This window comes from Paenibacillus solanacearum, assembly GCF_910593845.1.
Taxonomy (GTDB): Bacteria; Bacillota; Bacilli; order Paenibacillales; family NBRC-103111; genus Paenibacillus_G; species Paenibacillus_G solanacearum.
Genome location: NZ_CAJVAS010000014.1, coordinates 1 through 23,941 on the forward strand (window position 1 = coordinate 1; position 23,941 = coordinate 23,941).

18 protein-coding genes and 1 pseudogene are annotated in these 23,941 nt (G+C 54.0%); 7 read left to right on the forward strand and 12 right to left on the reverse strand.

Annotated elements, in window-relative coordinates; all coding sequences use genetic code 11:
* The coding region (locus KXG62_RS16450) for a hypothetical protein (protein WP_218093089.1) at positions 1-181 on the forward strand (181 nt) is incomplete at its 5' end.
* 838 nt (positions 182-1,019) lie between these two features.
* On the opposite strand, the gene KXG62_RS16455 is transcribed toward KXG62_RS16450, so the two are convergent.
* The 5 genes from KXG62_RS16455 to KXG62_RS16475 all read right to left on the reverse strand — a co-directional run bounded on the left by KXG62_RS16455 (position 1,020) and on the right by KXG62_RS16475 (position 8,741).
* The gene (locus tag KXG62_RS16455) at positions 1,020-1,370 is read right to left on the reverse strand and encodes an OmpL47-type beta-barrel domain-containing protein (protein WP_218093090.1); all 351 of its coding nucleotides are present in this window, start codon (positions 1,368-1,370) and stop codon (positions 1,020-1,022) included.
* A gap of 243 nt (positions 1,371-1,613) precedes the next feature.
* On the reverse strand, positions 1,614-2,042 hold the full coding sequence (locus KXG62_RS16460) for an SRPBCC family protein (RefSeq protein WP_218093091.1): 429 nt from the start codon (positions 2,040-2,042) through the stop codon (positions 1,614-1,616).
* A 1,180-nt stretch (positions 2,043-3,222) separates the two neighbouring features.
* Positions 3,223-6,384 (reverse strand): family 78 glycoside hydrolase catalytic domain, encoded by a 3,162-nt coding sequence (locus tag KXG62_RS16465; protein ID WP_246627484.1) that lies wholly within the window; start codon positions 6,382-6,384, stop codon positions 3,223-3,225.
* Between the two features lie 79 nt (positions 6,385-6,463).
* Positions 6,464-7,387 (reverse strand): NHL repeat-containing protein, encoded by a 924-nt coding sequence (locus KXG62_RS16470; protein ID WP_218093092.1) that lies wholly within the window; start codon positions 7,385-7,387, stop codon positions 6,464-6,466.
* A gap of 100 nt (positions 7,388-7,487) precedes the next feature.
* Complete coding sequence (locus KXG62_RS16475) at positions 7,488-8,741, reverse strand: ABC transporter substrate-binding protein (protein ID WP_218093093.1); 1,254 nt, start codon at positions 8,739-8,741, stop codon at positions 7,488-7,490.
* Between the two features lie 402 nt (positions 8,742-9,143).
* On the opposite strand from KXG62_RS16475, the gene KXG62_RS16480 reads away from it, so the two are divergent.
* The 3 genes from KXG62_RS16480 to lacZ all read left to right on the forward strand — a co-directional run bounded on the left by KXG62_RS16480 (position 9,144) and on the right by lacZ (position 14,236).
* On the forward strand, positions 9,144-10,043 hold the full coding sequence (locus KXG62_RS16480) for an AraC family transcriptional regulator (RefSeq protein ID WP_218093094.1): 900 nt from the start codon (positions 9,144-9,146) through the stop codon (positions 10,041-10,043).
* Positions 10,044-10,230: 187 nt separating this feature from the next.
* A complete protein-coding gene (locus KXG62_RS16485) occupies positions 10,231-11,049 on the forward strand; it encodes a histidinol-phosphatase HisJ family protein (RefSeq protein ID WP_218093095.1) in 819 nt (272 codons plus the stop codon).
* A 40-nt stretch (positions 11,050-11,089) separates the two neighbouring features.
* Positions 11,090-14,236 (forward strand): beta-galactosidase, LacZ type, encoded by a 3,147-nt coding sequence (gene lacZ, locus KXG62_RS16490; RefSeq protein ID WP_218093096.1) that lies wholly within the window; start codon positions 11,090-11,092, stop codon positions 14,234-14,236.
* Between the two features lie 90 nt (positions 14,237-14,326).
* Here lacZ and KXG62_RS16495 read toward each other — a convergent pair whose 3' ends face one another.
* On the reverse strand, positions 14,327-15,616 hold the full coding sequence (locus KXG62_RS16495; RefSeq protein WP_218093097.1) for an ABC transporter substrate-binding protein: 1,290 nt from the start codon (positions 15,614-15,616) through the stop codon (positions 14,327-14,329).
* A gap of 440 nt (positions 15,617-16,056) precedes the next feature.
* Between KXG62_RS16495 and KXG62_RS16500 the strand changes: the two genes are divergently transcribed.
* The gene (locus tag KXG62_RS16500; RefSeq protein ID WP_218093098.1) at positions 16,057-16,638 is read left to right on the forward strand and encodes a MerR family transcriptional regulator; all 582 of its coding nucleotides are present in this window, start codon (positions 16,057-16,059) and stop codon (positions 16,636-16,638) included.
* 168 nt (positions 16,639-16,806) lie between these two features.
* On the opposite strand, the gene KXG62_RS16505 is transcribed toward KXG62_RS16500, so the two are convergent.
* Entirely contained in the window at positions 16,807-17,100 is a 294-nt protein-coding gene (locus tag KXG62_RS16505; protein ID WP_218093099.1) for a DUF6509 family protein, read from the reverse strand.
* A gap of 212 nt (positions 17,101-17,312) precedes the next feature.
* On the opposite strand from KXG62_RS16505, the gene KXG62_RS16510 reads away from it, so the two are divergent.
* On the forward strand, positions 17,313-17,639 hold the full coding sequence (locus KXG62_RS16510) for a hypothetical protein (RefSeq protein ID WP_218093100.1): 327 nt from the start codon (positions 17,313-17,315) through the stop codon (positions 17,637-17,639).
* A 138-nt stretch (positions 17,640-17,777) separates the two neighbouring features.
* Here KXG62_RS16510 and KXG62_RS16515 read toward each other — a convergent pair.
* Positions 17,778-18,257 (reverse strand): annotated as a pseudogene (locus KXG62_RS16515) (glycoside hydrolase family 88 protein); the annotation flags it as partial.
* A gap of 189 nt (positions 18,258-18,446) precedes the next feature.
* On the opposite strand from KXG62_RS16515, the gene KXG62_RS16520 reads away from it, so the two are divergent.
* Positions 18,447-19,028, forward strand: a complete 582-nt coding sequence (locus KXG62_RS16520; protein ID WP_218093101.1) for a hypothetical protein — start codon at positions 18,447-18,449, stop codon at positions 19,026-19,028.
* 37 nt (positions 19,029-19,065) lie between these two features.
* On the opposite strand, the gene KXG62_RS16525 is transcribed toward KXG62_RS16520, so the two are convergent.
* The 4 genes from KXG62_RS16525 to KXG62_RS16540 form a co-directional block, all read right to left on the reverse strand.
* Positions 19,066-20,292 carry a GNAT family N-acetyltransferase gene (locus tag KXG62_RS16525; protein ID WP_218093102.1) on the reverse strand — a complete coding sequence of 409 codons (1,227 nt, stop codon included), beginning with the start codon at positions 20,290-20,292 and terminating at the stop codon, positions 19,066-19,068.
* A gap of 597 nt (positions 20,293-20,889) precedes the next feature.
* Entirely contained in the window at positions 20,890-22,218 is a 1,329-nt protein-coding gene (locus KXG62_RS16530) for a S1C family serine protease (RefSeq protein ID WP_246627485.1), read from the reverse strand.
* Positions 22,219-22,436: 218 nt separating this feature from the next.
* On the reverse strand, positions 22,437-22,913 hold the full coding sequence (locus tag KXG62_RS16535) for a GNAT family N-acetyltransferase (protein WP_218093104.1): 477 nt from the start codon (positions 22,911-22,913) through the stop codon (positions 22,437-22,439).
* A complete protein-coding gene (locus tag KXG62_RS16540; protein WP_218093105.1) occupies positions 22,910-23,833 on the reverse strand; it encodes a Rossmann-fold NAD(P)-binding domain-containing protein in 924 nt (307 codons plus the stop codon). Before KXG62_RS16540 ends, KXG62_RS16535 begins: the two co-directional genes overlap by 4 nt.
* Positions 23,834-23,941 lie beyond the last annotated feature (108 nt).

Consider the following 23,941-nt stretch of genomic DNA (forward strand, 5'->3'; position numbering starts at 1 on the left):
TCGCACTTTCACTTTACCAAACGAAGCGGTGTTTTTCTATTTTTCAAGTCAACTACCTAATTGCTTGGAAAACCTCTCTGTACAAGGATTCATGCCGATTTTGGCTCTGCGAAAGTTGAGTAATTATAACATATTTTTGAAGGCAGAAAAGTTACCCGGGATCCCATCTTCTTACCATTAACAATTTATGAGTTGGAACTCATAACAATGACGTTCAGCTACATATCTCATAACTTCCGGGGAAGACACGATAATTATGTCATCGTAACGATGACTTGCAAAGTCCCGACGGATCCATTTTCTTAAAATTTTGGATATTGACCAATTCAAATCAGTTAATGATTCTTCCGGCCCTCAATTGGGGAAGAAGCAGATGAAGCATTTATATCACTCCAAAAGATCGAGAAGAAATAAAGTGAGTAAGGACCAGCTAGCAAGATTTTTACACTATATAAAAAAGAAGGGCATCTACTTGATAGCCCTTTACAGAAATTCTTAGATTAATTTCCAGAATTTTGCAAAGCGTGTTCCCAGGTTGGAAAGTAAAACAAAGCGTTCTGCACTAACTCGGGGTGGGATTGCTTTAGTTTCTTTTTATTTAGCGGGTTATCGCTTTGTTTCAGTTGCCTAATTTGTTCAACTACTTCCAGTACCCCCATACTTGTCTCCATAGGTATCTTCACCCCCTTAACGTATGATAGTAAATACCATAAATTACTATTCTCCATGAATAATATTCCTAATCTGTAATTTTGAAATAATTAGTTTCCTCATGTGCTCGGTTTTAATGGCTGATGTGTGACGTTACTCTAAAAATGTAGATAACGAGATATGGGACACCGTCAGAAGCGATGTGTGATAAATCATAAATAAGGTCACTATTTGGGGTAAAAAAAACGCGGCTACTCCGCCGCGTATTCTTTTAATCCTATAGCCTTCTCATTTTCAATTAATTACCTCTCTATCATGGTTGTGTCTGACTTGATCAGAGGGCGAAATTCAAGCTCATGATCAGCACTTTACGATTGCTTTAGTGTCCCCTTATTAAAATCCATCAACCATGTTTTTTCTTGGTTACCTGCATTATCTACACTCCGCCATTCCAGATACTGTGTAGTTGCCGCTTGGATTGTAAACGGTATGGTGTAAGAAACCCAAGGCCCGCTCTTATTGACTCGATATTCAGTTTTAAGCACTCCGGAGCCGGCATCTGTGGCAATGAGCGTGGTAGATAGCCCCATGATGTACTTTTCATTTGCAGACCTTACGGGAGTAAACTTATACTTCGTTTCCGGCGGTGTTGTATCAGGCAACTGCGTTGTAATCGTTATTGAAGGACCATTACACTTCCACGCTTTCCACCTTAACAAAATCCTGAACCTTCTCTTCAACTTCAGGCTTGACCTTATCCATTCCGGCCCGTTATTTCAGCAAAATAGGGATCGTCCGACTGCTTAGCAGCTGGCGATCCCTATTTACGTATCGTTCTCCGTTAACTGAACGAAAGTTTGAAAAGATTGGGGCTGACTATTTCTTCATACTTACTCAACACTTCCGAAATTAGTTGTCAGGATCATGTGTTGAGCTGACCCATCCGTGTTTTCAATGGAGTTCTAAAACTTTCTTTTATGATACGGAAGACCCTCGCCTTCTTCGCAATACAGTTTAAGACTGTACAAAAAAATAGCCCAGTTATAATTGCATGAACGAAAAAATGGGGTCACTTCCTCCCAATTCATCTGACGAAAAATGATTGAAGTTCTCCCGTTTTTTTCCTCAATATCAAAAGAAATAGTCGTACCTATCCATTCTGGATCGGAATCTACACACTTCCACAAAATCTTTTTATTGGGAACAAGCTCATCAACTCGCATCTTTGTTAAGCCTTTGCCGCCGAATTGGAACTCATTGATACAACCGATCTGATCATTAACTATTAGTTCATTTGTCCATATTTCTGAAAGTCCTTTTGCAGTGGTTAAAGCCTCATATACCGTTGAAGCTGGAACATTCACAGTCTGCAAGTGCTCGATATTTGCCATAGTGCTCACTCCCCTATGAATCATCATTTTCAAATCTTCTTTTGACTATACCATGGCTTAGTTGATGTGATTTCTTCTCGATTGCTATGTAGTTATTGAGAAATCGGATGCCTTCCTAAAATATCCTGCCATTTTACTTAATCAATATACCGCTTCTTGCCACTCCGGCTTTTGGTCCGACTATCGTATTTAACAACTCTGGTTTACCTATTAATTTGCCAAAGACGGAAATATTTGATTTTAAAAAAGCCAATGGAACAAAGAAAACGGCTTGATCACCTGGACCCTCTCCTTTTCAAAAGGTGAGACGGGCTATCAACCCGGTGAAATCAAGCCATTTTTTAGTTGGACAAACTTATGATTCCGATTGTGGGATACATATGAGTAAAGTCAAATCCACTCGTGTGATACCTTACCGTCAGTCGATGCATGCAGCGTGTTTAGCTTGCTTGTGATCCAGCCGCCAGAGTATATGCATAATTCGGCTATCCCTGTTATTTCTTGCCTAAACTTAACTATTTTAGCGTGAATAATGAGAAAATCTCCGTATAATTGCGAATGCCCATTATTCAGAGGCCTAGCCCTCTGAACAGTTCGATTTTGGCAACTATTGGCCATGTTTCGCTTAAAATCGTATATGTTTATTCGATTTTCCCAACGATTTATTCAGTTTTCCGGACTATTGCTCGTTTGTCTCATCGTCCGCTGCTTATTTAACTGGCCATCCGCTTGCTCAGTTGTCTCACCATACTCTGCCGATTTGTCTGAACGCGCGCTTGCTCGGTTGTCTCATCGTACACTATTTATTTGTCTGACTGTACACTCGCTCGTTTGTCTCAACGTGCTCTGCTCATTTGTCTGGTCCTACGCTCGCTCAGTTGTCTCATCATACTCTGTTCATTTGTTAATTATTGCAACTTCTCCCCATATGGTTCCCTTACGATTGCTTGAACCAACGTTCAAGAGCAGGCCGCCGTGGGGCACCTGCTCTTGTTACTACTTCGTATTTTACGCAGCAACCCGGCTCGCGTTCGAGAGTCGCTCGCTCATGTCCCACTCCACCATCTGCCGCCGCTCCCCTTCGCGTGTCCGAGACTCGTGCCCGTTTCAGGCGCTGCGCTGGCGCAGTAAACGCTATTCGCTTACCACTCACCAGACTCGCCTTCGGTCGCCGTAAACGCTATTCGCCTACCGTCACCAGATCCACCTCACCCTGGAAGCCGTCCGGAATGCGGATCTCCGCCTTGACGCCGGAAGGTACCCAGGCCTGGATGTGGATGGTGCCGTCTTCGCGAACGCGCCACGACACGTCGATGCGCCCTTCCGCCGGCAGCGGCACGCTGCCGCGCGCCCATGCGAGACCGCACGGCTGCGGGGCGATCACAACTTCGCTCCAGCCCGGCGCAGCCGGATTGACACCGAGGACGCTCGTGCCGAGGAAGTAGCCCGGTGCGGCCGACCATGCATGGCAATGGCTGCGCGTCAAATGGCCGGGATGCGGGCGGACAGGGTCGGCCTGCGGCTTCGGATACATCTCCCAGCACGTCGTCGCGCCGTAACGGAGCATCTCTCCATACTGCTTGCGGATGTCTTCGATCAGCCGCTGCGTGTGGCCCATCTTCACCAGCGCTTCGTAGTAGAAGAACGACATGAACGGGCTGCCGATTTGCACGAACGCCTTCGGCGGCTCGTCCAAATACTGCTCCAGCTTCACCTTGCGCTCGCCCTCGGCGATATCGCATAAGTAAGCTACGACCTGCGTTTGCATACTGAAAATCGTCGACTTGCGTCCGCCTGTATGAATGCAATCGAGGTAGGCTTCACGCTCCTCCGACCATAAATGCGTTTCAATCGCGCGCTTGAGCGCATCGGCTCGCTCCGCGAATACCCGGCCTTCTTCGGCGATGCCCGCTGCGGCCGAAAGCTCCGCGGCGTGGCGCAGCGCCTTCACCAGGAACATGTTCTGGTGCGTGACGACGCCGTGCCGCGGCTGGTCGATCGGCGCCCAGTCGAGGAAGTTCCACGCATCCATTTCAAGCAGTCCGTCTTGGTTGACCAGCTGCAGGTAATGCTCCAGCGTAAATTGAACGTGCGGCCACATCGATCTGGCATACTCGCGATCGCCCATACGCTGGACGTATTCGTTGCAGGCGATGGCCCAGAAGAACGTCCAGTTCGGAATGACGCTGTTCCAGCCGCTCGGCACCTGATCGACGTACAGCGGCGTTTGATGCGCGGAGCCCGGCACCAGATCGAGACAACGCTTGACCAGCGGTTCCGCGCCGTAGACGTAATAGCTGATGAGCGCTTCGTTGCGGCTGTCGCCGACCCAGAACGTCTGCTCATACGACGGGCAATCGACATACGTATCCTCCATACACAGCTTCGTCGTATGCCGGCTCATCTCCCAAATATCGTTCAGCAGCGCATCCGACGAATGGAAGCGGCCGACTTCGGCTACCGGATAGTTGCTTTGCAGGACGGATACGCCGTATAGCTTGACCGGGCGCTGCGCCTTGCGGACCGTCAAGATCGCATAACGGAACCCGCGCCGCACGTTCGACGTATAGCTTTGACGGCCTTCGCGGCAAACGTAACGCAGCGAATTGTCCAAATAATGCGTGTAATGGATTTTGCCGTCCAGCATGTATTCGACGCCGAAGAAGTCGAGCTGCGTCCCTTCCGCCGCATCGACCTCGAAGGACAGGAAGCCCGACCATTCGTTGCCGAAATCGATGACAAGCTCCGTATCCCCTTCTTCGTACAGCGGAATGATCCCCGGCAAGGCATGCGGGATGATCGCCTTGTGCAGGTCGGCTGGCACGGGCCTAGCCGAAGCGCTTTTCTTCCAGAGCGTCTGCACGTAGACCGACTCGGGGCATACGAGCCGCGGATCAGCCTCTCGCACCGATACTTCAAGCGCGGCAAGCTGCCCGATTGTGGCCGCTTCCCGCACGCGGCAGTACGCTTCGTACACCTGCAGCCCTTCCGGCGTCAAGCGCTCGATCGCCTCCGGCTTGCCGGTAGCGCAGGCGGCAATGATCCGGTCATTGGCTCGCTGCTCTTCCGTAACCTGGTGATCGATGTACTCGTGATGAATAAACGGCCCGATCACGATGAAAGGGCTGCGCTCCGTATCGGACGAACCGGAAGCAGCGAAAGCGCCGACGCCGTCTGTCGCGGTCGAACTGAGCCGCAACGCCGCTCGCTCTTCCGAGGCAGCAATCGTACCGCCCTCCGCAGCCGAAACGGAAGCGACTGCCGAGGCGGCCGCCGTTTCCGCCCTCGCCGCGCCCTTGTAGCCAGCCGTATCGATAGGGGATACGACCTTGAACGGCGTCTCGCAATCGATCCCGATAAACAACCCTCGGCCGTGATCATTCCCGGCCAGCTCGAACAGCAGCACATTGTCCCCCGCATTCAGCTCGATGTCCAGATAACGGTCTTGCTCGACGCCTCGCCATGCCGACTTCGGATAACGGACGCCGTTCAGAATGACGGCCTGCCAATACGCGGAAGCGTAAGCGATCCCCAGCACGGCAGACGCAGCGGCTTCCGTGCGAATCACGGTCCCGATATAACCGGCATACACGTCGGCATTACCGTGGTTCGAGCTGGCCGGCACCATCATCGTCTTGGCGTCGAGATGGGCGGTCCAGGCGATCGGCTTCACGCGGGACAGCGATTCGATCCGGGACGGATATGCCCGCTCTTCCGTAAGCAAGGGGATGTCACGCGGCTTCAACCGGACCCACGGCTCCATGCCGACGCTGCCGATAACAGCCGCCGTTTCCCATCCCTTCGCATCGTATTCCGGCAGCGTCCAGCGCTCGTCCCACTTCCGGGCGTCGACCCATTCCGAGAACGTTTGCTGAAACGTCATCCGCGGAGAAAGCGAGTTATACCCGAGATGAGGCGACGTCAGCCAGGTCGAATCGGTCGCAATGCGCCCGGCCGTCCGGTCTGCTCCGCTGCCGCTCGACCAGTCGAGCTGGGCCAGCAGTCCGCCTCTTCCGCGAATATAATAGAAATTGTTGACGCCGAAATGCATGACGAGCACGGCGATCGCATTCCGTCTGCCCGGCCGCAACAGGTGGCGTACGTCGTACGTGTCGAAGGCCTGCTCGTGCGGCCAGCAGCGTACCGGCCCCCGCCCGACCCGCTCGCCATTGACATACAACACGTAGCGCGAGTCCGCGGTAATCGATAGATTCGCTTCCTCCCATCCTTCCTCCGGCACATCAAACGTTTGGCGGAAGCAGCGCCACGCGTTGCGCGGGCTCGGTTCTCCTTCCGCCCAAATCCAGTATGCTGTCCAATCGATCTCTATCGCTGCGTTCATTTCAACATGTACTCCTATCCGTTATATATTTATTTAGTTAGTTATCCGAAACACGAAACGAATGCCCTGCCACCCGCTGCTACGCTTCGTTCCGCAGCAGCTTCGTTATTCTCCCGACGGCGATCCATTCGCCGACATAGATGCTGCCCTTCGAGTCGACGCAAACGCCGTGGGGTGAGCTGAAACGTCCCGTACGGAAATAAGTTTGCGGCAAATTCGGCCACCCTTTTTGCTTGTAAGCCTGCTGATCTTCGCCGAGGTGAGCGATCAGCCGATCGCTGCCGTCGAAAATCGTGACGCGGCTGTGCAGATCGGGGAACACCATCTCGTCGCCGGCAAAATAAAAGCTGCATGGCCTATCCATGTCATGGTCGATGAACCGCTTGTGCTGTCCGTCCATCGTAAACACCTGGATGCGGAAGTTTCCGCGGTCCGCCACATACAGCTCCGGCTCCCCGCTTCGAAAATTCACGGAAATGCCGTGAGGGCAGTTCAATTGACCGGGCTCGCTCCCGCGGCCTCCCCAGGAACGAATGTACTTGCCAGCTTGGTCGTATTGATGAATCCACGACTGTCCGTAGCCGTCGGCTACATAAATATCACCGTTCGGGGCGACAGCGACATCGGTCGGACTGAACTTTTGATCCGAACCGTAAATTTGCGGCAAATCGGGGACGCCAATCGTCAGCAGCACCTCCCCCTGCAAATCGGTCTTCACGGTAATGCCTCGCTTCGTATCGGTCAAATACAAATACTCCTGGTCGCCTTCGCGATGCAAATAACAGCCATGCGCGCCTCCCTGAAACATCTCTCCCCATGAACGCAAAAACTGCCCGTTTTCATCAAAGACGAGCATGGATGGCGTTCCCGTATGGAACACATACACCTGGTCCTGCCGATCCACGACAACGCCGTGCGTATGGCCGAGCGTAACGTCGGAGGGGATTTGTCCCCACCCTTCAGCTACCGTATACGAGCGAGTGCTGGAGCCTGTAACCGTCATTTTCGCTTCCTCCTTCTGATCATTCAATCCCGAATTAAGAACGGAAAGGACGCGGTTGGCATGCCGGGTTCATCCGGTACCAACCGCATCCCTGTGCCGCTTACTGCTTCTTCTCGTCGACTTGCTTCTGAAGCTGCTCTTTAAAATCCCTCAGCGAAGTATTGATATCCGCGTTGTTCTTGTTCATGGCCCGAACGATGTTGTTGAATACCGCGTTGCCTGTGGCGTCGAATTCACCCGGTACGTAAAGCGATTGCTTCGGCAGTTTGACCCCGTTCACGTTCTTTTTGGCGAACTCCGGATTGATGTATTGCGCTTCCTGCTTTTTGGAGTTTTCCGGGCTTAGCAGCGCGTCGATCAACGCGAGCGCTTCCGCCTTATGTTCGCTTGTCGAGGCGAGCATATACACGCCGTTAACCGGAGGCACTTTCACAGGCTTGTCGCTAAAGCGCGGGAATGTAACGATGTCCCAGTTCGGCAGCGTATCCTTTTGCCGCTCCGCTTCGGTAATCAGCTTGTCGACGTTGCCGGCGAACATCGCGATATTCTTGTCCTTCATAAACGGATCGACGTTGCCGAGCTCCTTGCCGGAAATTTTAAACGACTCCTGATAAACGCGCAATATTTTTTCAAAGAGCGGGTTGGACAAATCGACGGTGCCCTTCGCATCCGTGTAGGCTAGTTCATTGGCTTCGTACAAGTACTGCGTCGTGCCCAGATTCAACCCATAGTACTGCGTTCCGTTGTCCGAGCGGTTTACCCGCTTGGCCAGCTCCAGTACCTCATCCCAAGTCATGTTGTCTTTTGGATACGGCACGGCGAGCCGGTCGAATATATCTTTGTTGTACACAAGCGCGTGCAAAGCATACGGGAAGTTGGCTTTATCTGGAACCGCATACATTTTGCCGTCTTTGCTCAGCTTCTTGATCGCTTCCACATGCTCCGGAACGAAACGCGACATGTCGAACTTTTGTCTGGCCAATAGCTCGGTCATATCGTAGTTCAGGTTCAGCCTGAGCGCATCATAATACACTTTCGTCGTAATATTCAGGACATCGAGCTTAATGCCGGAGACGATCAGCTTCTCCATATTCTCGCTGAGACTGTGGAATTCAAAGTTTACGTTAGGCAGCTTTTGGCGGACGACTTCGTTGTTAACCCGGTCGTTGAATTCGTCTTGCCGGCCGGACCAAAGCACCCTCAGCGTAATCGGCTCGGTCGTCAGCGGAATCGGCGCCAGCGCTTCTCCTGCAGGGGCAGCGCCTCCCTCCTTCGTAGCAGCTTTTTGGCTGCATCCGGCAATAAAAGAACCAAGAAGCACAGTCGCCAGGATCGATATCGAAATTCTTTTCATTTGTATTCCTCCCTGATCGTTTCGATTCCTTCCAAAAAAAACAGTCCGTTCCCCTTCATTCAGACGGCATGAATACCGAAATATCGTTTAATTCTCTTTATACCGATTCATTAAAAGAAAGCACGGCCCCCTTCGAGATCTTTCACACAGATGCGAACCAAGGTGTAAGCGTTTGCTACAATAATGTAATCGTTTTCCAAGAATCGGTTTCCGGACCCCTGGAAAGAACCAATCCCCCTTGCCATAAAATTTGCATTTGCAAAAACATTGCACTTTAACTTACATTTTAAATATAGTATAAGTCGCTTAGACAAGAGTTGTCGTTACATGGATCTCACTGGAATTTGTACTTTTCTCATATATTCTTCATATTCCCTTAACATCAAAACGAGGTGTTTCCTTATGAACGGCAGGCACTTGGATCTTGGAGAATTGTCTTTGCTTCAGCCCACGGTTCATTACATCTGTCTAACCCGCGGCCGGCCGAACCGGGTATGGGGTCCGCGCGCCATTCCGGACTGCCATCTCGTCTATGTCGTCTCCGGGCTCGCCAAGCTGAGCATCGGCGAAGAGGAACGGATTGTGCCGCCGGGGCACTGCGCTTTTTACGGCGTCGACAGCGTCACGCAAATCTTGTCTACGGAGGAAGAGCCGGTTACTTACTACAGTCTTCATTTCGAATGGAATACGCCGTCACCGACGCCGATGTCGCTTCCTCAGCTGCTGTCGGGTATCCGCTATACTTCAGCGAGCCAACTGTACGGTCCTGCGACGAGCTACAGCGTCCGCGTTCCCGGCTACGGCTCGGTGAACATCCCCCACTTCTTCCCCTTCCCCGGGGCCGAACCGCTGCTGCTGCAGCTGCTACGGGAATACGATGCGAAGGAGCCCGGCTACGATTTCGTGCTGCGCGGATTGCTCGGCCGGCTGCTCGCCGCCCTGGTCCGGCTGCAGCTCGGCAACACGTCGCACGGCGAACTGGCCAAAAAAATCGCTCCGGCGCTCAAAGCGATCGAGAAGCATCCCGAAACGGACTGGTCGACGGCGGCGCTGGCCGAGATGTGCGGCTATAACGCAAACTATTTTACAGGTGTATTCAAGGCGGCGACGGGCACCTCGCCCAAATCGTACATTATCGCCAACCGGATGCGGCGGGCCAAAAAGCTGCTGCTCGAGGAGGATACCATCGAGAAGGCGGCGCGCAAAGCCGGATATTCGAGCCTGCATTATTTTTGCCGCCATTTCAAGGCGGAAACCGGTCAAACGCCGACCCAGTTCAAAAAGCAGCTGTTCGATCTGTAGCCGGCCGGCAGCCTGAGCAACCGATTTGCATTTTTTTCGGAAAATCCGGAGCAGCGGGTTCTCTCGAATCTTAATATAGTTATATCGCGCCGAAAATGGTTTGATTGATTTGACTTGCACCCGCCTATATACTTTTAGGATGACTGCATTTCCAAGCCATGCGAAAATATGCGCAAAGGAGAAGGCTATGCGAATCGATTACCATACGCATCACAACCGGTGCGGGCATGCGCAAGGCACGCTGAGAGACATGATCGAAGCCGCTATCGCAGCGGGCATGAGTCAGATCGGCTTATCGGACCATAGTCCGCTCTTCTTCAAGGAAGAGGATCATCCGACGCCCGGCATGACGATGGCGAAGTCGGAATTTCCGAATTATGTCGCCGAGATGATCGCGCTGCGCGAGGAATACAAAGGAAGAATCGACGTAAGGCTCGGCGTGGAATCCGATTATATCCGCGGCTGGCCGGATGCCTATAAGGAGATTTATGCGGCGTATCCGTTCGATTACGTTATCGGTTCGGTTCACTATACGGACGGCTTCCATGTTTACAGCCGCAACCGCTGGAAGCAAGAGAATATTGATGTCGACGAAACGTACGTCCAGTATATTCGCCATGTTCAGGAAGCGGCGGTATGCGGCGTCTTCGATATTTTGGGTCATATCGACGCCATGAAGGGACTGGACGTGCCGCCGACCGTCTCACTCACAGACTTGTGGGATGAGACGGCCGATCGGATCGCCGGGGCGGACGTCACCGTCGAAATCAACACCTCCGGCCTGTTCAAGCCGTGCAAGGCGTGGTTTCCCTCGATCGATCTGATCGAACGGCTGGCCGGTCGCGGCGTAACGTTCACGTTCGGGTCGGATGCCCACTCCCCCGGACAGCTGCTTCACGATTGGGATGCCGTCGTCGAGACGCTGCGCAGCGTCGGCGTTCGCGAGCTGGCCACTTTCCGAGAGCGGCGCCGCATAATGATCCCGCTTCCCGGCAAAATGATATAATCGCGCAAAAAAAAGAGACCTATGCGAATTGGAGGACACCATGACCACGATCCAGAACGACTGGGAACAGCCTGAGCTGCTGCACCGCAACCGGCTGCCGTCCCGCGCTTATTCGATCCCGCACCACACCGAAGCATCCGCTTTGACATACGAGAGGGGAACCTCCCCTGCCTTCCGGCTGTTGAACGGCCAGTGGCAGTTTCATTACGCCGCCTCGCCTCTGCATGCGCCGGAGCGCTTCTACGCGCCGGATTACGACGCGAGCGGCTGGGACGAGCTTGCCGTGCCGTCGCATTGGCAGCTGAACGGCTACGGGAAGCCGCACTATGCCAACGTGGTCTATCCGTTTCCGATCGACCCGCCGCTTGTGCCGACGGAAAATCCGACCGGCTGCTACCGGCGGACGTTTCAAGTGCCCGAAGCATGGAGCGGCACGCGGATCATCCTGCATTTTGAAGGCGTCGACAGCGCGTTTCACGTCTGGGTCAACGGTAAGGAGCTCGGCTACAGCAAGGGAAGCCGCAATCCTTCCCAATTCGATGTAACCGATTTCGTACAGCCGGGCGACAATGTGCTGGCAGTGCGCGTATACCAGTGGTCCGACGGCTCCTACATGGAAGATCAGGACATGTGGTATTTGAGCGGCATATTCCGGGACGTGTACCTCACCTCGATGCCTGAGCTGAGCGTATACGACTACTTCGTACGGACCGAGCTCGACGCGCAGTACCGCGATGCGGTGCTGAAAGTGCGCACCGTGCTCTGGAACGCGCGCCCGGAAGCGGCAAAAGGCCGGATCGAGCTGGAGCTGACGGACTGCTTCGGACGCAAGGCCGGTCATGCGGAATTATCCGGCGCCATCGCCGTTACGGCGGGAAGCAGAGAGCCGTTCGAATGGGAGCTTCCGGTGTCGAGCCCCGACAAATGGACGGCGGAAAGCCCGAACTTGTATCATCTGGTCATTCGCCTGTATGACGAGCAAGGCAGCCTGCTGCAAGTGCAGGCGCAGCGCGTCGGATTTCGCCAGGTCGAGCTGGCTGGCGGCAACCTGCTTGTGAACGGCGTCCCTATCATGTTCAAGGGGGTCAACCGTCACGATCACCACCCCGATTTCGGACGGGCCGTCCCGCTGTCGACGATGGTGGAAGACATTATTCTGATGAAGCGGCACAATATTAATGCCGTCCGGACCTCGCACTATCCGAACGATCCGCGATTTTACGATCTGTGCGACCAGTACGGACTGTACGTGATCGACGAAGCCGACCTCGAGTGCCACGGCTTCAAGCATACGGACAATGTCAACTGGATCAGCGACCATCCGCAGTGGCGCAGCGCGTACCTCGACCGGATGGAACGGATGGTGCAGCGGGATAAGAACCATCCTTCGGTCATTCTGTGGTCGCTCGGCAATGAATCGTTCTACGGTTCCAGTCATGCGGCGATGTACGAATGGACCAAAGCGTTCGATCCGACGCGGCTTGTGCATTATGAGAGCGACCGAGAAGCCGCTTCGGCTGACGTCTTCAGCACGATGTATTCTTCCGTGCAAAAAATGGAGGAGCTCGGCCAGCGGGACGACCTCGGCAAGCCGCATATTTTATGCGAATACGCCCATGCGATGGGCAACGGTCCCGGCGGGCTGAAAGAATATTGGGATACGTTCTACCGCTACAAGCGGCTGCAGGGCGGCTTCGTCTGGGAGTGGATCGACCACGGACTGCGGACGCAAACGGAAGACGGACGGGAATATTTCGCCTACGGCGGCGATTTCGGCGACCATCCGAACGACAGCAACTTCGTCATCGACGGGCTCATCTTCCCCGATCGTACGCCAAGCCCGGGCCTCATCGAATTGAAGAAAGTTATCGAGCCGGTCATTGCCGAGGCGGACGATCTTGCAGCAGGAACGCTGCGGGTCACGAACCGGTACGACTTCTCCGGCCTGTCGCATCTCCGGTTCGTATGGAGCGTCACGGCCGACGGACGCGTGGTCCAATCCGGAACCGTGCCGGCACCGGCCATTGCCGCAGGAGACAGCGGCACGCTGCAGATTCCACTGGAGCAGCCCGTGAAGCTGCTGCCGAATACGGACTACTGGCTGAACGTCGGCTGCCTGCTGGCCGAAGATACGGATTGGGCCACCGCCGGGCATGAGATCGCCTGGTCACAGTTCCTGCTTCCGTGGAAGATCGCCGTCGCCGCTTCGTCCGGCGATCGGTCCGGTACGCCGCTTGCGATCACGGAAAACGCATTGACGCTGCAGATCGCCGGTGCGAACTTCGAAGTCGTCTTCGATCGTGCTTACGGCCGCATTGCGTCATGGACATTCGGCGGGCAGTCGCTGATCGAGGAAGGCCGGGGACCAAGGCTTGATTTGTGGCGCGCGCCTACCGACAATGACAATCGCGCGCTCGGAGACTGGCGTCATTCCATTCATCCGGAGAATCGCGCAACCGTCCTATGGAAGCAATCCGGCCTGCACTGGATGCAGCACCGGCTGAAGCGGCTGTCCTGGGAAGCGGCGGCAGACGGCCTGAGCGCGACGGTCGTATGCGAAGTTCGCCTGGCGCCTCCGCTGTTAAGCTGGGGACTGGACGCAACGTATACGTACACAGTTCACGCGAGCGGGGATGTGGTCGTCGACATCGAAGGCATTCCGCAAGGAAAGTATCCCGTCACGCTGCCTCGCATCGGACTGCAGTTCGACATGCCGGACCGTTACGAACGGGTACAGTGGTACGGGCGCGGTCCTGGAGAGTCGTACCCGGATACGAAGCTGGCCGGGCGTTACGGCGTTTATCGCGCAGCGGTGCGTGAGCTGTTCACGAACTACGTGTTCCCGCAGGAAAACGGCAGCCGTTCCGACATCCGGTGGGTCGCATTTACCGATGCGCGTGGAACGGGACTGCTCGCCGCAAGCGAGACGGAGATCCATTTCAAGGCGCTACGTTTTCTTCCCGAAGACCTGGAACAGGCGAAGCATACGTGCGACCTGCAGGAACGTGACAGCGTCACTGTTCATCTCGATTTCGCGATGAACGGCATCGGCAGCGCCAGCTGCGGACCGGGTGTGCTCCCGCACTACCTGCTCAAGACGGAGCCGTTCCGTTACGGCATCCGGCTCCGTCCGTTCAGCGCGGAGGAGCTGTCGCCGGCGGAGCTGGCGAAGCGAAGCCCGCAGTAGCGACCGCGCGTTAGCGGACAATATAAAACCCGGAGGCTCTCATGATCGCGAGAGCCTCCGGGTATTTTTTTTCAGACAAGGCGTTGAGCGTTAAGGTTTTTCGCTCTTGATATACTTGTTGATCTCTTCCTCTGCTTCCCGAAGAGCCGTATTGACGTCTTTCTTGCCTTGCGCGTACTCCTTGAACTTGGCTACGAGCGTTCCCCTCGATTTGGCGTAGTAAGCCGAATAAGGAGGAGCCGCCGGCGCCGGCTTGCTCTTGAAGATGCTCGCAATCTTTTTGTCCTTGAACGCGTCGTTGCCTTTCAGGAACTCGTTCTGGAACTTCTGGTCCTTCAAGAGCGACATCTTGCCGGCCCGCGCCGCGTTCAGCTGCACTTCATCGGAGAACATGACTTCCAGCACCCGTGCGGCGTCTTCTTTGTGCTTGCTCGTTTTGGCAATGTTCGTAATGACGATATCATAAGCGCCGTACAAGTTCTTCTTGCTCGGATAGCTTGGGAACTGGACAACGTCCCAGTTCAGATTCGGGTCGACGATCAGCTTGTCGAACAGGTTGATCGTCGCCAGCATAGCGACGTTCTTGTTCTTGACGAACCGGTCCGTCACGCTCCCGGACATGATGCCTTCCTTCGGCGTATTGCCCGGAATATCGTAAATCTTTTTGGCCGTCTCGAACACCATTTTGTAGGGCTCGCTGTTGACGTCCGTTTTATCGTTGCGCCCGTCGACGATACCGAGTGAAAGCGGTGTCAACATTCGGGTCAAATAATCGGGGTCCAATCCGATGTACTGCGTGCCGCTGTCCAGTCGTGTAACTTTCTTCGCCAATTCAATCGTTTCGTCCCATGTCATGCCGTCCTTCGGATAGGGAACCCCGAATCGGTCGAAAATGTCTTTGTTGTAGTACATCGCGTACAGCTGAATCCAGTTGGGCAAACCGTACAAAAGACCGGTCTTCGTCGATTGCTTGACACTGTCGATCGCGCCCGGGTCGAACCGCGACAGGTCGATTTTCTGCTTCTGCAGCAAGGGGGTGATGTCCTCGAACAGATCAAGGTCCGCCGTCTCCGGCATAAGGCCGTTCCACACCGAGACGAGGTCGATCTGTTCGCCTGCGGCAATCGCTTGACCTAGCGATACTTTCGGTAAAAACTCGAGCGTGATGTGCGGGTATTTGGCTTGCACCGGTTCCTGCACCAGCTTCTTGAAATCCTCTTCGGTCCAATAGCCTTGCGTCTGGTACATCTTGAGCGTAACGGGTTCGAACTTCTCTTGCGGTTTCGCCTCGGGCGTACCGGCGGCAGGGCCATTCTGCCCGCAGCCTGCCACAAGCGAACCTAACAAGACGACGGCAATACCTGTCTTCAGTTTTCTCATAGGACAACCCCTTACTTTTTTTAATAATGTGACAAATAACGCTCTGTTACATCTAAAGTATAAGGTACTTTTTTTCGGGGTTTCAATCATAACATATTCGTTAAATATAACTATATTAAGTTTGCTTTGTCTTTGTACGAGTCTCGAATCGCTGATATCGTTATCATATGCGATATTTTCGTAACAAAAATTTCCGGTGCACCGTATTTATTTTTTTTGTAAAGTATCATTCCCGAAGTGGCACTTCGCCTAAATCGTCATATATTGCAAAATATAACAAAAGCTTCTGACCGAAGCCATTCGATGAAAATACATTCGTGACTTATTATGAAGCTTTTCTTGATTTAGAATGTCGCAGTTCGCTTTATGCGTTAGCGAACTTAACCATTCTGAATCGCAAACAAATTTATGTTAAACCACAGATGGAAGTGGGTGTAACTATGCCGGAAAATCAAAAGAGCAGCCGGTTTTTTAGCATCGGGAGCGTATCCAAGCAGTTGGAAGTTCCGACCGGTACGCTAAGACAATGGGAACAGGATTTTGAGCTTAACATTCCAAGAACCTCGAACAATGTCCGTTTCTATACTGAAGACGATATCGAGCTGCTGCACAACATCAAGAAGCTGTTCAGCGACGGCTCCAGTGTCGAGACGATCCGCCAGCAGCTGCTGACGGCCCCGCGTACGGCGCAGGCTCCCTCCGTCCCAGGGGTCGCCGCTCCCGATCTTGCCCGCGCCATTCAGGATGTACACGAGCGGGTGCTGCATATCCAGCGGCTGCTGGAAACGATGCCGGACATCTTGGAAGCGGCAATCGCAGGGAAAGCGGGAACAAAGCAGAAGAACGTCGTTGCTGCGCCGGTCGAAGCGGAAGCGGTTGACGCGGAGAAGCTCCGCGAGGCCGCCGCGACTGCCCCCGAAGCCACGCGGGTGTTCGTCGCCGCGCAAACCGCGCCAGAGACGAACAATAAGCCAAGCTGGCGCAGACCGAAACCGCAGACGAAAAAAGCCGGGAAACGGTAACGTTCCGGCTTGATATCAGGCATCATCACACGAGAAATACGACGGCTGCCAAACTGCGGCGAGAACCGCTCAGGGGCAGCCCCGTGTTATCGAATCGAATGCTGCCGTAGCAGCCCCCCGGTTGAACGGGCCGTTGACGCGAAGCTTGGCAGCCGGCTCCATCCTTGGCTACACCGCTTCCAGCACGCGTTCTTTGCAAAAAGCGTCGATTTGTTTCTCTTCTTCCTCATCCATCTCGAAATCGAGATATTGATTCGACTGCCTCTCGAAAAACTCATACTTCACGATGCGCTCCCGGCCTTCCTCCACGCTGTATACGACCCGCAAATATACGCCGCTTTCGGTATGCAGCTCGTCCTCTTCCGGCACATCCAGGTCAAGCATAAACTCGTAACGCGTTCCCGTCAAAATCCCGAACGGGTCTTTAATCACTTCCACACTGTACTCCGTAATCGCAAACAATCGAATCCTCCCTTTCCAAACCTCCCCCTATTATATACAAAATCGCCGCCATGCCCTAATTTTCATGCGGACGGGCCTTCGTTCCCCATCTGCCTGCCCGAACAGGCTCGGCAAAGGCGGAACCTGGCCTTAAGCACAGGATAAGCCACATTCGCCGTGCGCAAATCGAAAGCGCTTGCATATACTGTATAAAAAGCGTTGGAGGTGTGCACATGTCAAAACTGACATCGTTTCCAATTCTCAGCGCCCTGATCGGTATTTTATTCCTGCTCTCTTCCTTCTGGATCCAGATGCCCGAACCATCAGCGGTGCGAAGCAGTCTGGTCGCCGGCGTGATCCTGGTGTTGTCGTCCGCCCTCTCGTTCGGCAAGTCGGGCTGGGACTCCATTTTTCACTGGATCGCCCTGATTAGCAGCGTCTGGTTCATCTTGTTCCCGATCGTCTACTCGATGGACTTCATCTTGACCGCAGCTTACATGCTGCTGGCCATCACCGCCGTCATGTTGAATTATTATGCCATGGAGCATGAAGAACAGTAAGACGGCGCCGCTCACCTGTTCGAATCAGCCGGACAACCCGTGAAAAAGCTGCCCTTCGGCAGCTTTTTCACTTTCTTTATCCTTGGATCGGACCGAGCCGCTTGCCCGCATGGACAAGCTTTCTTTCGCGAAAGAAAGCTACCAGAATAATTCCCCGTGGCCAAGCAGCCGAGAGAGGCCTTCAACAAAATAGTAATCGCCATAAATCAGCGGAACATCGATATTTTTTTGTTCTGGAACATGGCTCGTACCGTGCAGAATAAGCCCCTCTTCCGCGGTGCCCTCCCATGAACCATAGTTGACATACAGCGAGTGTAATATATTTTCGGCCGTTTTCCGGTAAAGGCTCTTCTCCGGACCGGAAACCTGGTCCGCTAACAATAACAAACCGCATGCCGCGCAGGCTCCTGCCGAGGAATCCCGGTAAACGGGCACATCCTCCGGCAAGCGGAAATCCCAATGCGGCACATGATCGTCCGGAAGGTTCGCCATAAAGAAATGCGCCACGCGTTTGGCCGCATGCAAATACGCTTCGTTCCCTGTATGATGATAGCTTAAGCTCATTCCGTACAGCGCCCAAGCCGTACCGCGCGACCACGCCGATTCGGTGTATAGGCCCGGCTGCTTGGAGCCATCGTTTCGAACCATCCTCGATTAAGCGTGTACATGGAAGGGGCGACGCGCATCTTCCTGCGGGCACCGCCCCCATCCCGTGTATAAATTCCTCTTCATCGCCAGTGCAATAAATATTCACTAATGAGGAAAACATATACTGTACCCATTATCCGATGAAGGAGCAAGACGCGCATGATCAGCAACCGCGAACTGAAAGACGAAATCGAGCAGTTAAACGAACAAAATCAATCGTTGACCCAAGAACTTCAGCAAATCAAAGATTTGCTTCAACAGCAAAGCCAGCAGCACAACAATCAAAACGATCAGCAGCAGCGCGGCGGCCAGAACGACTCGGGCCAGCAAGGAGCCGGCCAGAACGGCAGTCGCGGCGGAAATACCGGTTCGGGCTCGGGCTCGGGCTCAGGTTCCGGCGCGGACATTTCCAATATCGCTAACGACTTTCTGCTTCTGAAGGATATGAGTTCGAGCATTGAATCGAAGATGAAGGACTACGTCTCGCAGCAATCGGGACAGTCCGGCGGAAAATCCTTGACCCAGGAAGACGTCATCAATCTTGTACTACATATGATGAACGGGATGATCGACTGGACCGTAGAATATGTCTCCAGCCAAGGGCAAAGCCAAGGACAAGGACAAAGCCAGGGTCAAAGCCAGGGTCAAGGGCAAGGCCGCGGACAAGGAAGAGGCCCGAATCATAACCAAGGCCAATCCCAGGACATGGATCAGGGACAGCAGCAAAACCAGCTACAATAATGCCTTGGTACGCTTACCGGACGGGAGCATTCCCATTTCAGCAGTAATCGATCGGATGGTACACCCACGGGACGAACGGGACGGCGCGATGAAGCTCTTCGACCATCGCCCTGTTCCCGTTATGAACCGTAACAGTCCCTTCGTTGACACGGGCGCGGAAATCGAGCCTTCCGAGGAGCCAGCGCGTGAGCGTTTCGTCTTTCATCTCCAGCGTTACCGTCCGCTCTCCCGCGCTTCCCTCGGGATCCCACTGGATATCCTGCGAAGGCGTCCGTACGCGGAAGGGAAACGTTAATCGGCCGAGCCTCTCTTGCCAGATCGAAGTGACGAGCGCCTGCGCCTCGATTGCCAAGCCCATCGTATGCAAGCTTCGGAGTCCGGAGCGAAGCCCCATGCGGTCCAACAGCTCCCGATGCGGGTCGTCATCGCTGATCGTATAGCTGAACGGACCGAGGCGTTCCCGTATGGAATAAGCCATGGCGGACTCCAGCAGCGCTGCGACTCGCTTCGCGGACGCGCCTGCCGCGGCCGTTTCGAGGATACGCAGCGGCGTCTCTCTCCCGTCCGCGCTTACTTCCTTGCCCGCAATCAAATACCCGGCCAGCCTCCCGTGCTCAAGCAGCCGGAACAAGAAAAACCGCTGCGGCCGCGCAGCATAGTAAGGCGATCTAAACGCTTGCGTCCAATAGCCCTGATGGCGGTCCGGAAACCCGCCAAATGCGCCGTATGTCTCCTCGAACAGCTCCAGCAGACGGTCACTCTCGGCGATAACACTTTCCTTTCCTTCCAAGACGGCGACATCGGGGTGCATCGCCGCTTGGGCCAGCGCCCCCGTGTATTCACGCATATAGCACAAGTCGATATGGCCGGTTTTCTCATAAAACCGATAGCCTTGGCTTCGCTCATGGCCCCGGTATACCATCAGCGCGTCTGCCCGGCCCTTGAGAAAGTCATGGGCGGCTTCCATCATGGCCGAGCCGATGCCCAGTCCCCGCACGTCGCCTCGCGTCCCTACCGAGTTCTCGAAGGCGGCGGTTACGACGATCCCCGGAGCGATGCGGATGCGGCGTAAAAACAGCGGAATAAATCCGGCCGGATCATTGTCGATAAACGCAATCGAGCCGGTGCACGGCGCTCCCCGCTCCCAGTCTTCCCTTGTAATCGGCGGGAAAATTGCATTGCGAATGGAAAGCCCTTGCTCAAGCTCCTCGTCGCGTATTTCCCGGGCCGTCACGACTGGACGAACCTTTTGTTCTTCTCCCATGAACACACCTCTTCTTCTCTGCTATTGATTTCATCATCCCTTGCCTAACAGATTCGCGATTCAAGCCGGTCTCCCTCCCGACCCAATAAAAAAACACCTGCCTGAGGCAAACCCGGCCAACATGGTGTGCTGGTCGGCTATTTGCGTTCAGAGGTGCGCTCATGAGGTTCATCTAAGTTCCGCATCCGATGGCTGCGCTCACGTCTTGCATGAGGCTTTATGGCCATGGCCGGAATTTGAATTAGCAGCGTCTTATACGATCTGATTGTACGTAACAATGAGCAACGTTGTAAGGGCCAGTGAAAAAAACGGCCAAGAAAATAAAGTTAATTTCAACAAAGTAAACCCTCCCTTGTTGTTTGTTTGTCTATTCAGTATGACAGTCAAACCTGAAATGAACATTACGAACAGCTGAAAGTTTCCTGAATGCAAAATATGACAGCCGATGGCTTTGCGTGCATCCTGCGCGTCATTCGGCTCTACACCCGCTATAATGCAAAAACAGCTCCCCGGGACCGTATGCCCCGGAAAGCCGTCCTATACATTGCCGCGTTACAAAATGTCGGCTGCGCACAATCCTTGTTTACTTATCCTTGTTTATTTTTGCTGCTTGGCGTTTTTATCTCCGACCGTGACCGTTACATCGCTCTTCTGGCCGCTGCGGATGATAGTCATCACGGCTTTATCGCCGGGTTTGAGCGCCTTGACTTTCGCCGTCAGCTCTTCCGCGCCGCTGACCTGCTCCCCGTTCACCGCAGAGATGACATCATACGTACGGATGCCGGCTGCAAAGGCAGGGCTGCCCGGTTCGATCTGCGATACGACGGCGCCGGCGGCATTGCCCAGCTTCAGGTCGCTGCGCCAGCCATCGTCGATATCCTCCAGACCGACGCCGATATAAGGCAGCGGCTCCTTCGGAATGGCGACGTTATTTTTCAAATTTTCCAGCACGGACGAAATGGTTGTCGTCGGGATCGCAAAACCGATCCCTTGCGCGTCGGCGTTTACCGCCGTATTGATCCCGATCACTTCGCCGTTCAGATTCAGCAGCGGCCCGCCGGAATTGCCGGGATTAATGGAAGCGTCCGTTTGCAGCAAATGCTTGTATTCTCTCGTTCCTTGCGCATCGGGAATGGAGATCGGGCGCTCCTTCGCGCTCAGGACGCCGACCGTTACCGTCTGATCGAAGTCGTACGGGTTGCCGATCGCGACGACCCAGTCCCCTTGCTTCACCGTATCCGGGTTGCCAAGCGGCAAGTACGGGAACGCTTTGTCCCCTTCGATTTTCAAGACGGCCAAGTCGAGGTCATAGCTGTTGCCGAGCAGCGTCGCTTTGAACGGCTTGTCGTAGCCCTCTACCGTAACCCATATTTCTTCGGCGCCGTCGATGACATGCTCATTGGTCAAAATATAACCGGATTTCTCGAACAGAAAGCCCGTCCCCATGCCGCCTTCCTGCAGCCGGTCGGAGTTCCCGCCGCTGCCGCTATCTCCGAAAAATTGGCGGAAAAACGGGTCCATCGTCTGAGCGCGGCTGCCGGAATTCGCTTTGACCTTCGTTTCGATCTTCACGACGGCCGGGCTCGCCTGCTCTACGATTTGCGAAATGCTGCCCGAGGCGCCCAGATTGACCGACGCCGTCTTGACGTCGCCGAGCGTCGTGCCTGCCGTATACGGAGCGCTTGCCGATCCGCCGGCCGCAATGCTCTGATATCCCGTAAACAAATTATATTTATCGGAAGCGAACATCAATCCCCCGGTCACCATCGTTCCGGCGAGAAAGGCGGCAAATACGCTTTTGAATCGGGACGCTTGCGCCGGTTTGGTTTTCTTCTTCCCGGAGACCGGCTCCATCTCTACAATGTCGGAAGAACCCGATGGTTCCCGTTGTTCCATCCATTGATCTCTATTATCAGTAGTCATCATCGTCATCCTCCGTTTGTCTGGAATCATTTCGTAAGATTGATAGATAAGAACATCTTGTGTTCATGTCTATATTGTGGACTCCGTTCCTTAAATGAGCCTTAACCTCGGATAAAAGGAAGGTAAAAAAAGCCCATCCGTCTCTATTCACGGATGAGCCTATGGTTGGTCTATGGTTGGCCTTTTGTGGACTGTAAAACCACAATGAACGATGCGGGCAATTAGGGGATAATAGACTTTAGCTTGGAGCCTCCCGTCCTTTCAAATCCATGCTGTTCATAGAACGAAACCGATCGGTGAAAAACCGGCAGCGGCGGCGTCGCCACCTCCAGCCGCTTCCATCCCAGCGTTTGGCCGTAATGCTGCGCCGCGGACAACAGCCTGGCGCCGACGCCTCGCGACCGGTAATCCGACTGCACGTAACATTCCTGAATGATGCCAAACGCGCCGCTTGCGTACAATGAATGACTCTCGCATAACGACAAGAAGCCGATGGTCTCACCGCTCGCTTCGTCCCTTGCAAGCAGCACGGCATAAATGCCGGACTCTATGAACGATGCGCACTTCTCTTCCGTACCGGACAGCGAAAATAGCGGCTGCTGCGATTCCGTCCTGTCCGTAATTTCAGTAATCAGCGCCTCGAACAATCGCGTAATCTCGGGGGCGTCGGACACGGCCGCTGTTTCGATTCGAATCATAGGGCCGCCTCCGCTCCGAGCAAATGCAGGATTAACGCTTTCTGGGCGTGCATCCGGTTCTCCGCCTGCCTGTAGATGACGGAACGTTCGGATTCGATTAGCTCTTCCGCAATCTCGAAGCCCGGATGAATCGGCATGTCGTGCATGATGTACGGCGAAGCGCCGTTCAGCGTCGCCTGATTCAATTGGAAAGGCATCATCGTTTCAATTCGGTGCCGCTTCTCCTCCGCGTAGCCGGGATCGTTGTAAAATTCCATGTCTATCCACGTATCGGTGTAGACGTACTCCGCTCGGGCAATGGCTGCCGCGGCGCTGTTCAGCCTCTCGATCATTCCGCCCGCTACGGCAGCGCGCATCAGCTCCTCGTCCCAAGACGCTGGGTTGATGATCGGCGTGACGAGCAGCAGCTTAACGCCCAGCTTCATGCACGCCTCGACCAGCGAATTCGCTACGTTATTATGGATGCCGATGTAAGCCAGCGTGATGCCGTCGAACGTCCCCGAGCCTTCGTATACGGTCATCAGATCGGCCAGCGCCTGGCATGGATGATACTTGTCGCAGCAGCCGTTGATGACCGGTACGGACGAATGCTGCGCCAGCTTCAGCACATCCTCATGCTTCTTCAGCCTGGCCATGATCAGGTCGCAGCTGGTCGATACATAACGCGCCTCGTACCGGATCGGAGACAAGCCGAAGTTGCTTGCTTCCCAGTCCATGACGACGGTATATCCGCCCATTTGCATCATGCCCGACTGAAACGAAAGATTCGTGCGGGTCGATGTTTTTTGGAACAGCAGGAGCAGTCCTTTTCGCTCGCAAGCATGATGGTACATTCTCGGATTCCGTTTAAGTTCAATCCCTTTTAACAGCAATGCATGCAGTTGGTCGCCGGAAAGCTCCTGCATTTGAAGAAAATGCATCGGACATCACCTTTTTCTGTATAATTATAATATTATATGAATAATTATACACTGTATTGGATTTTGAAATGATTGTCAACCGCTGGGAACGGCTCCGGATAAAAAGAA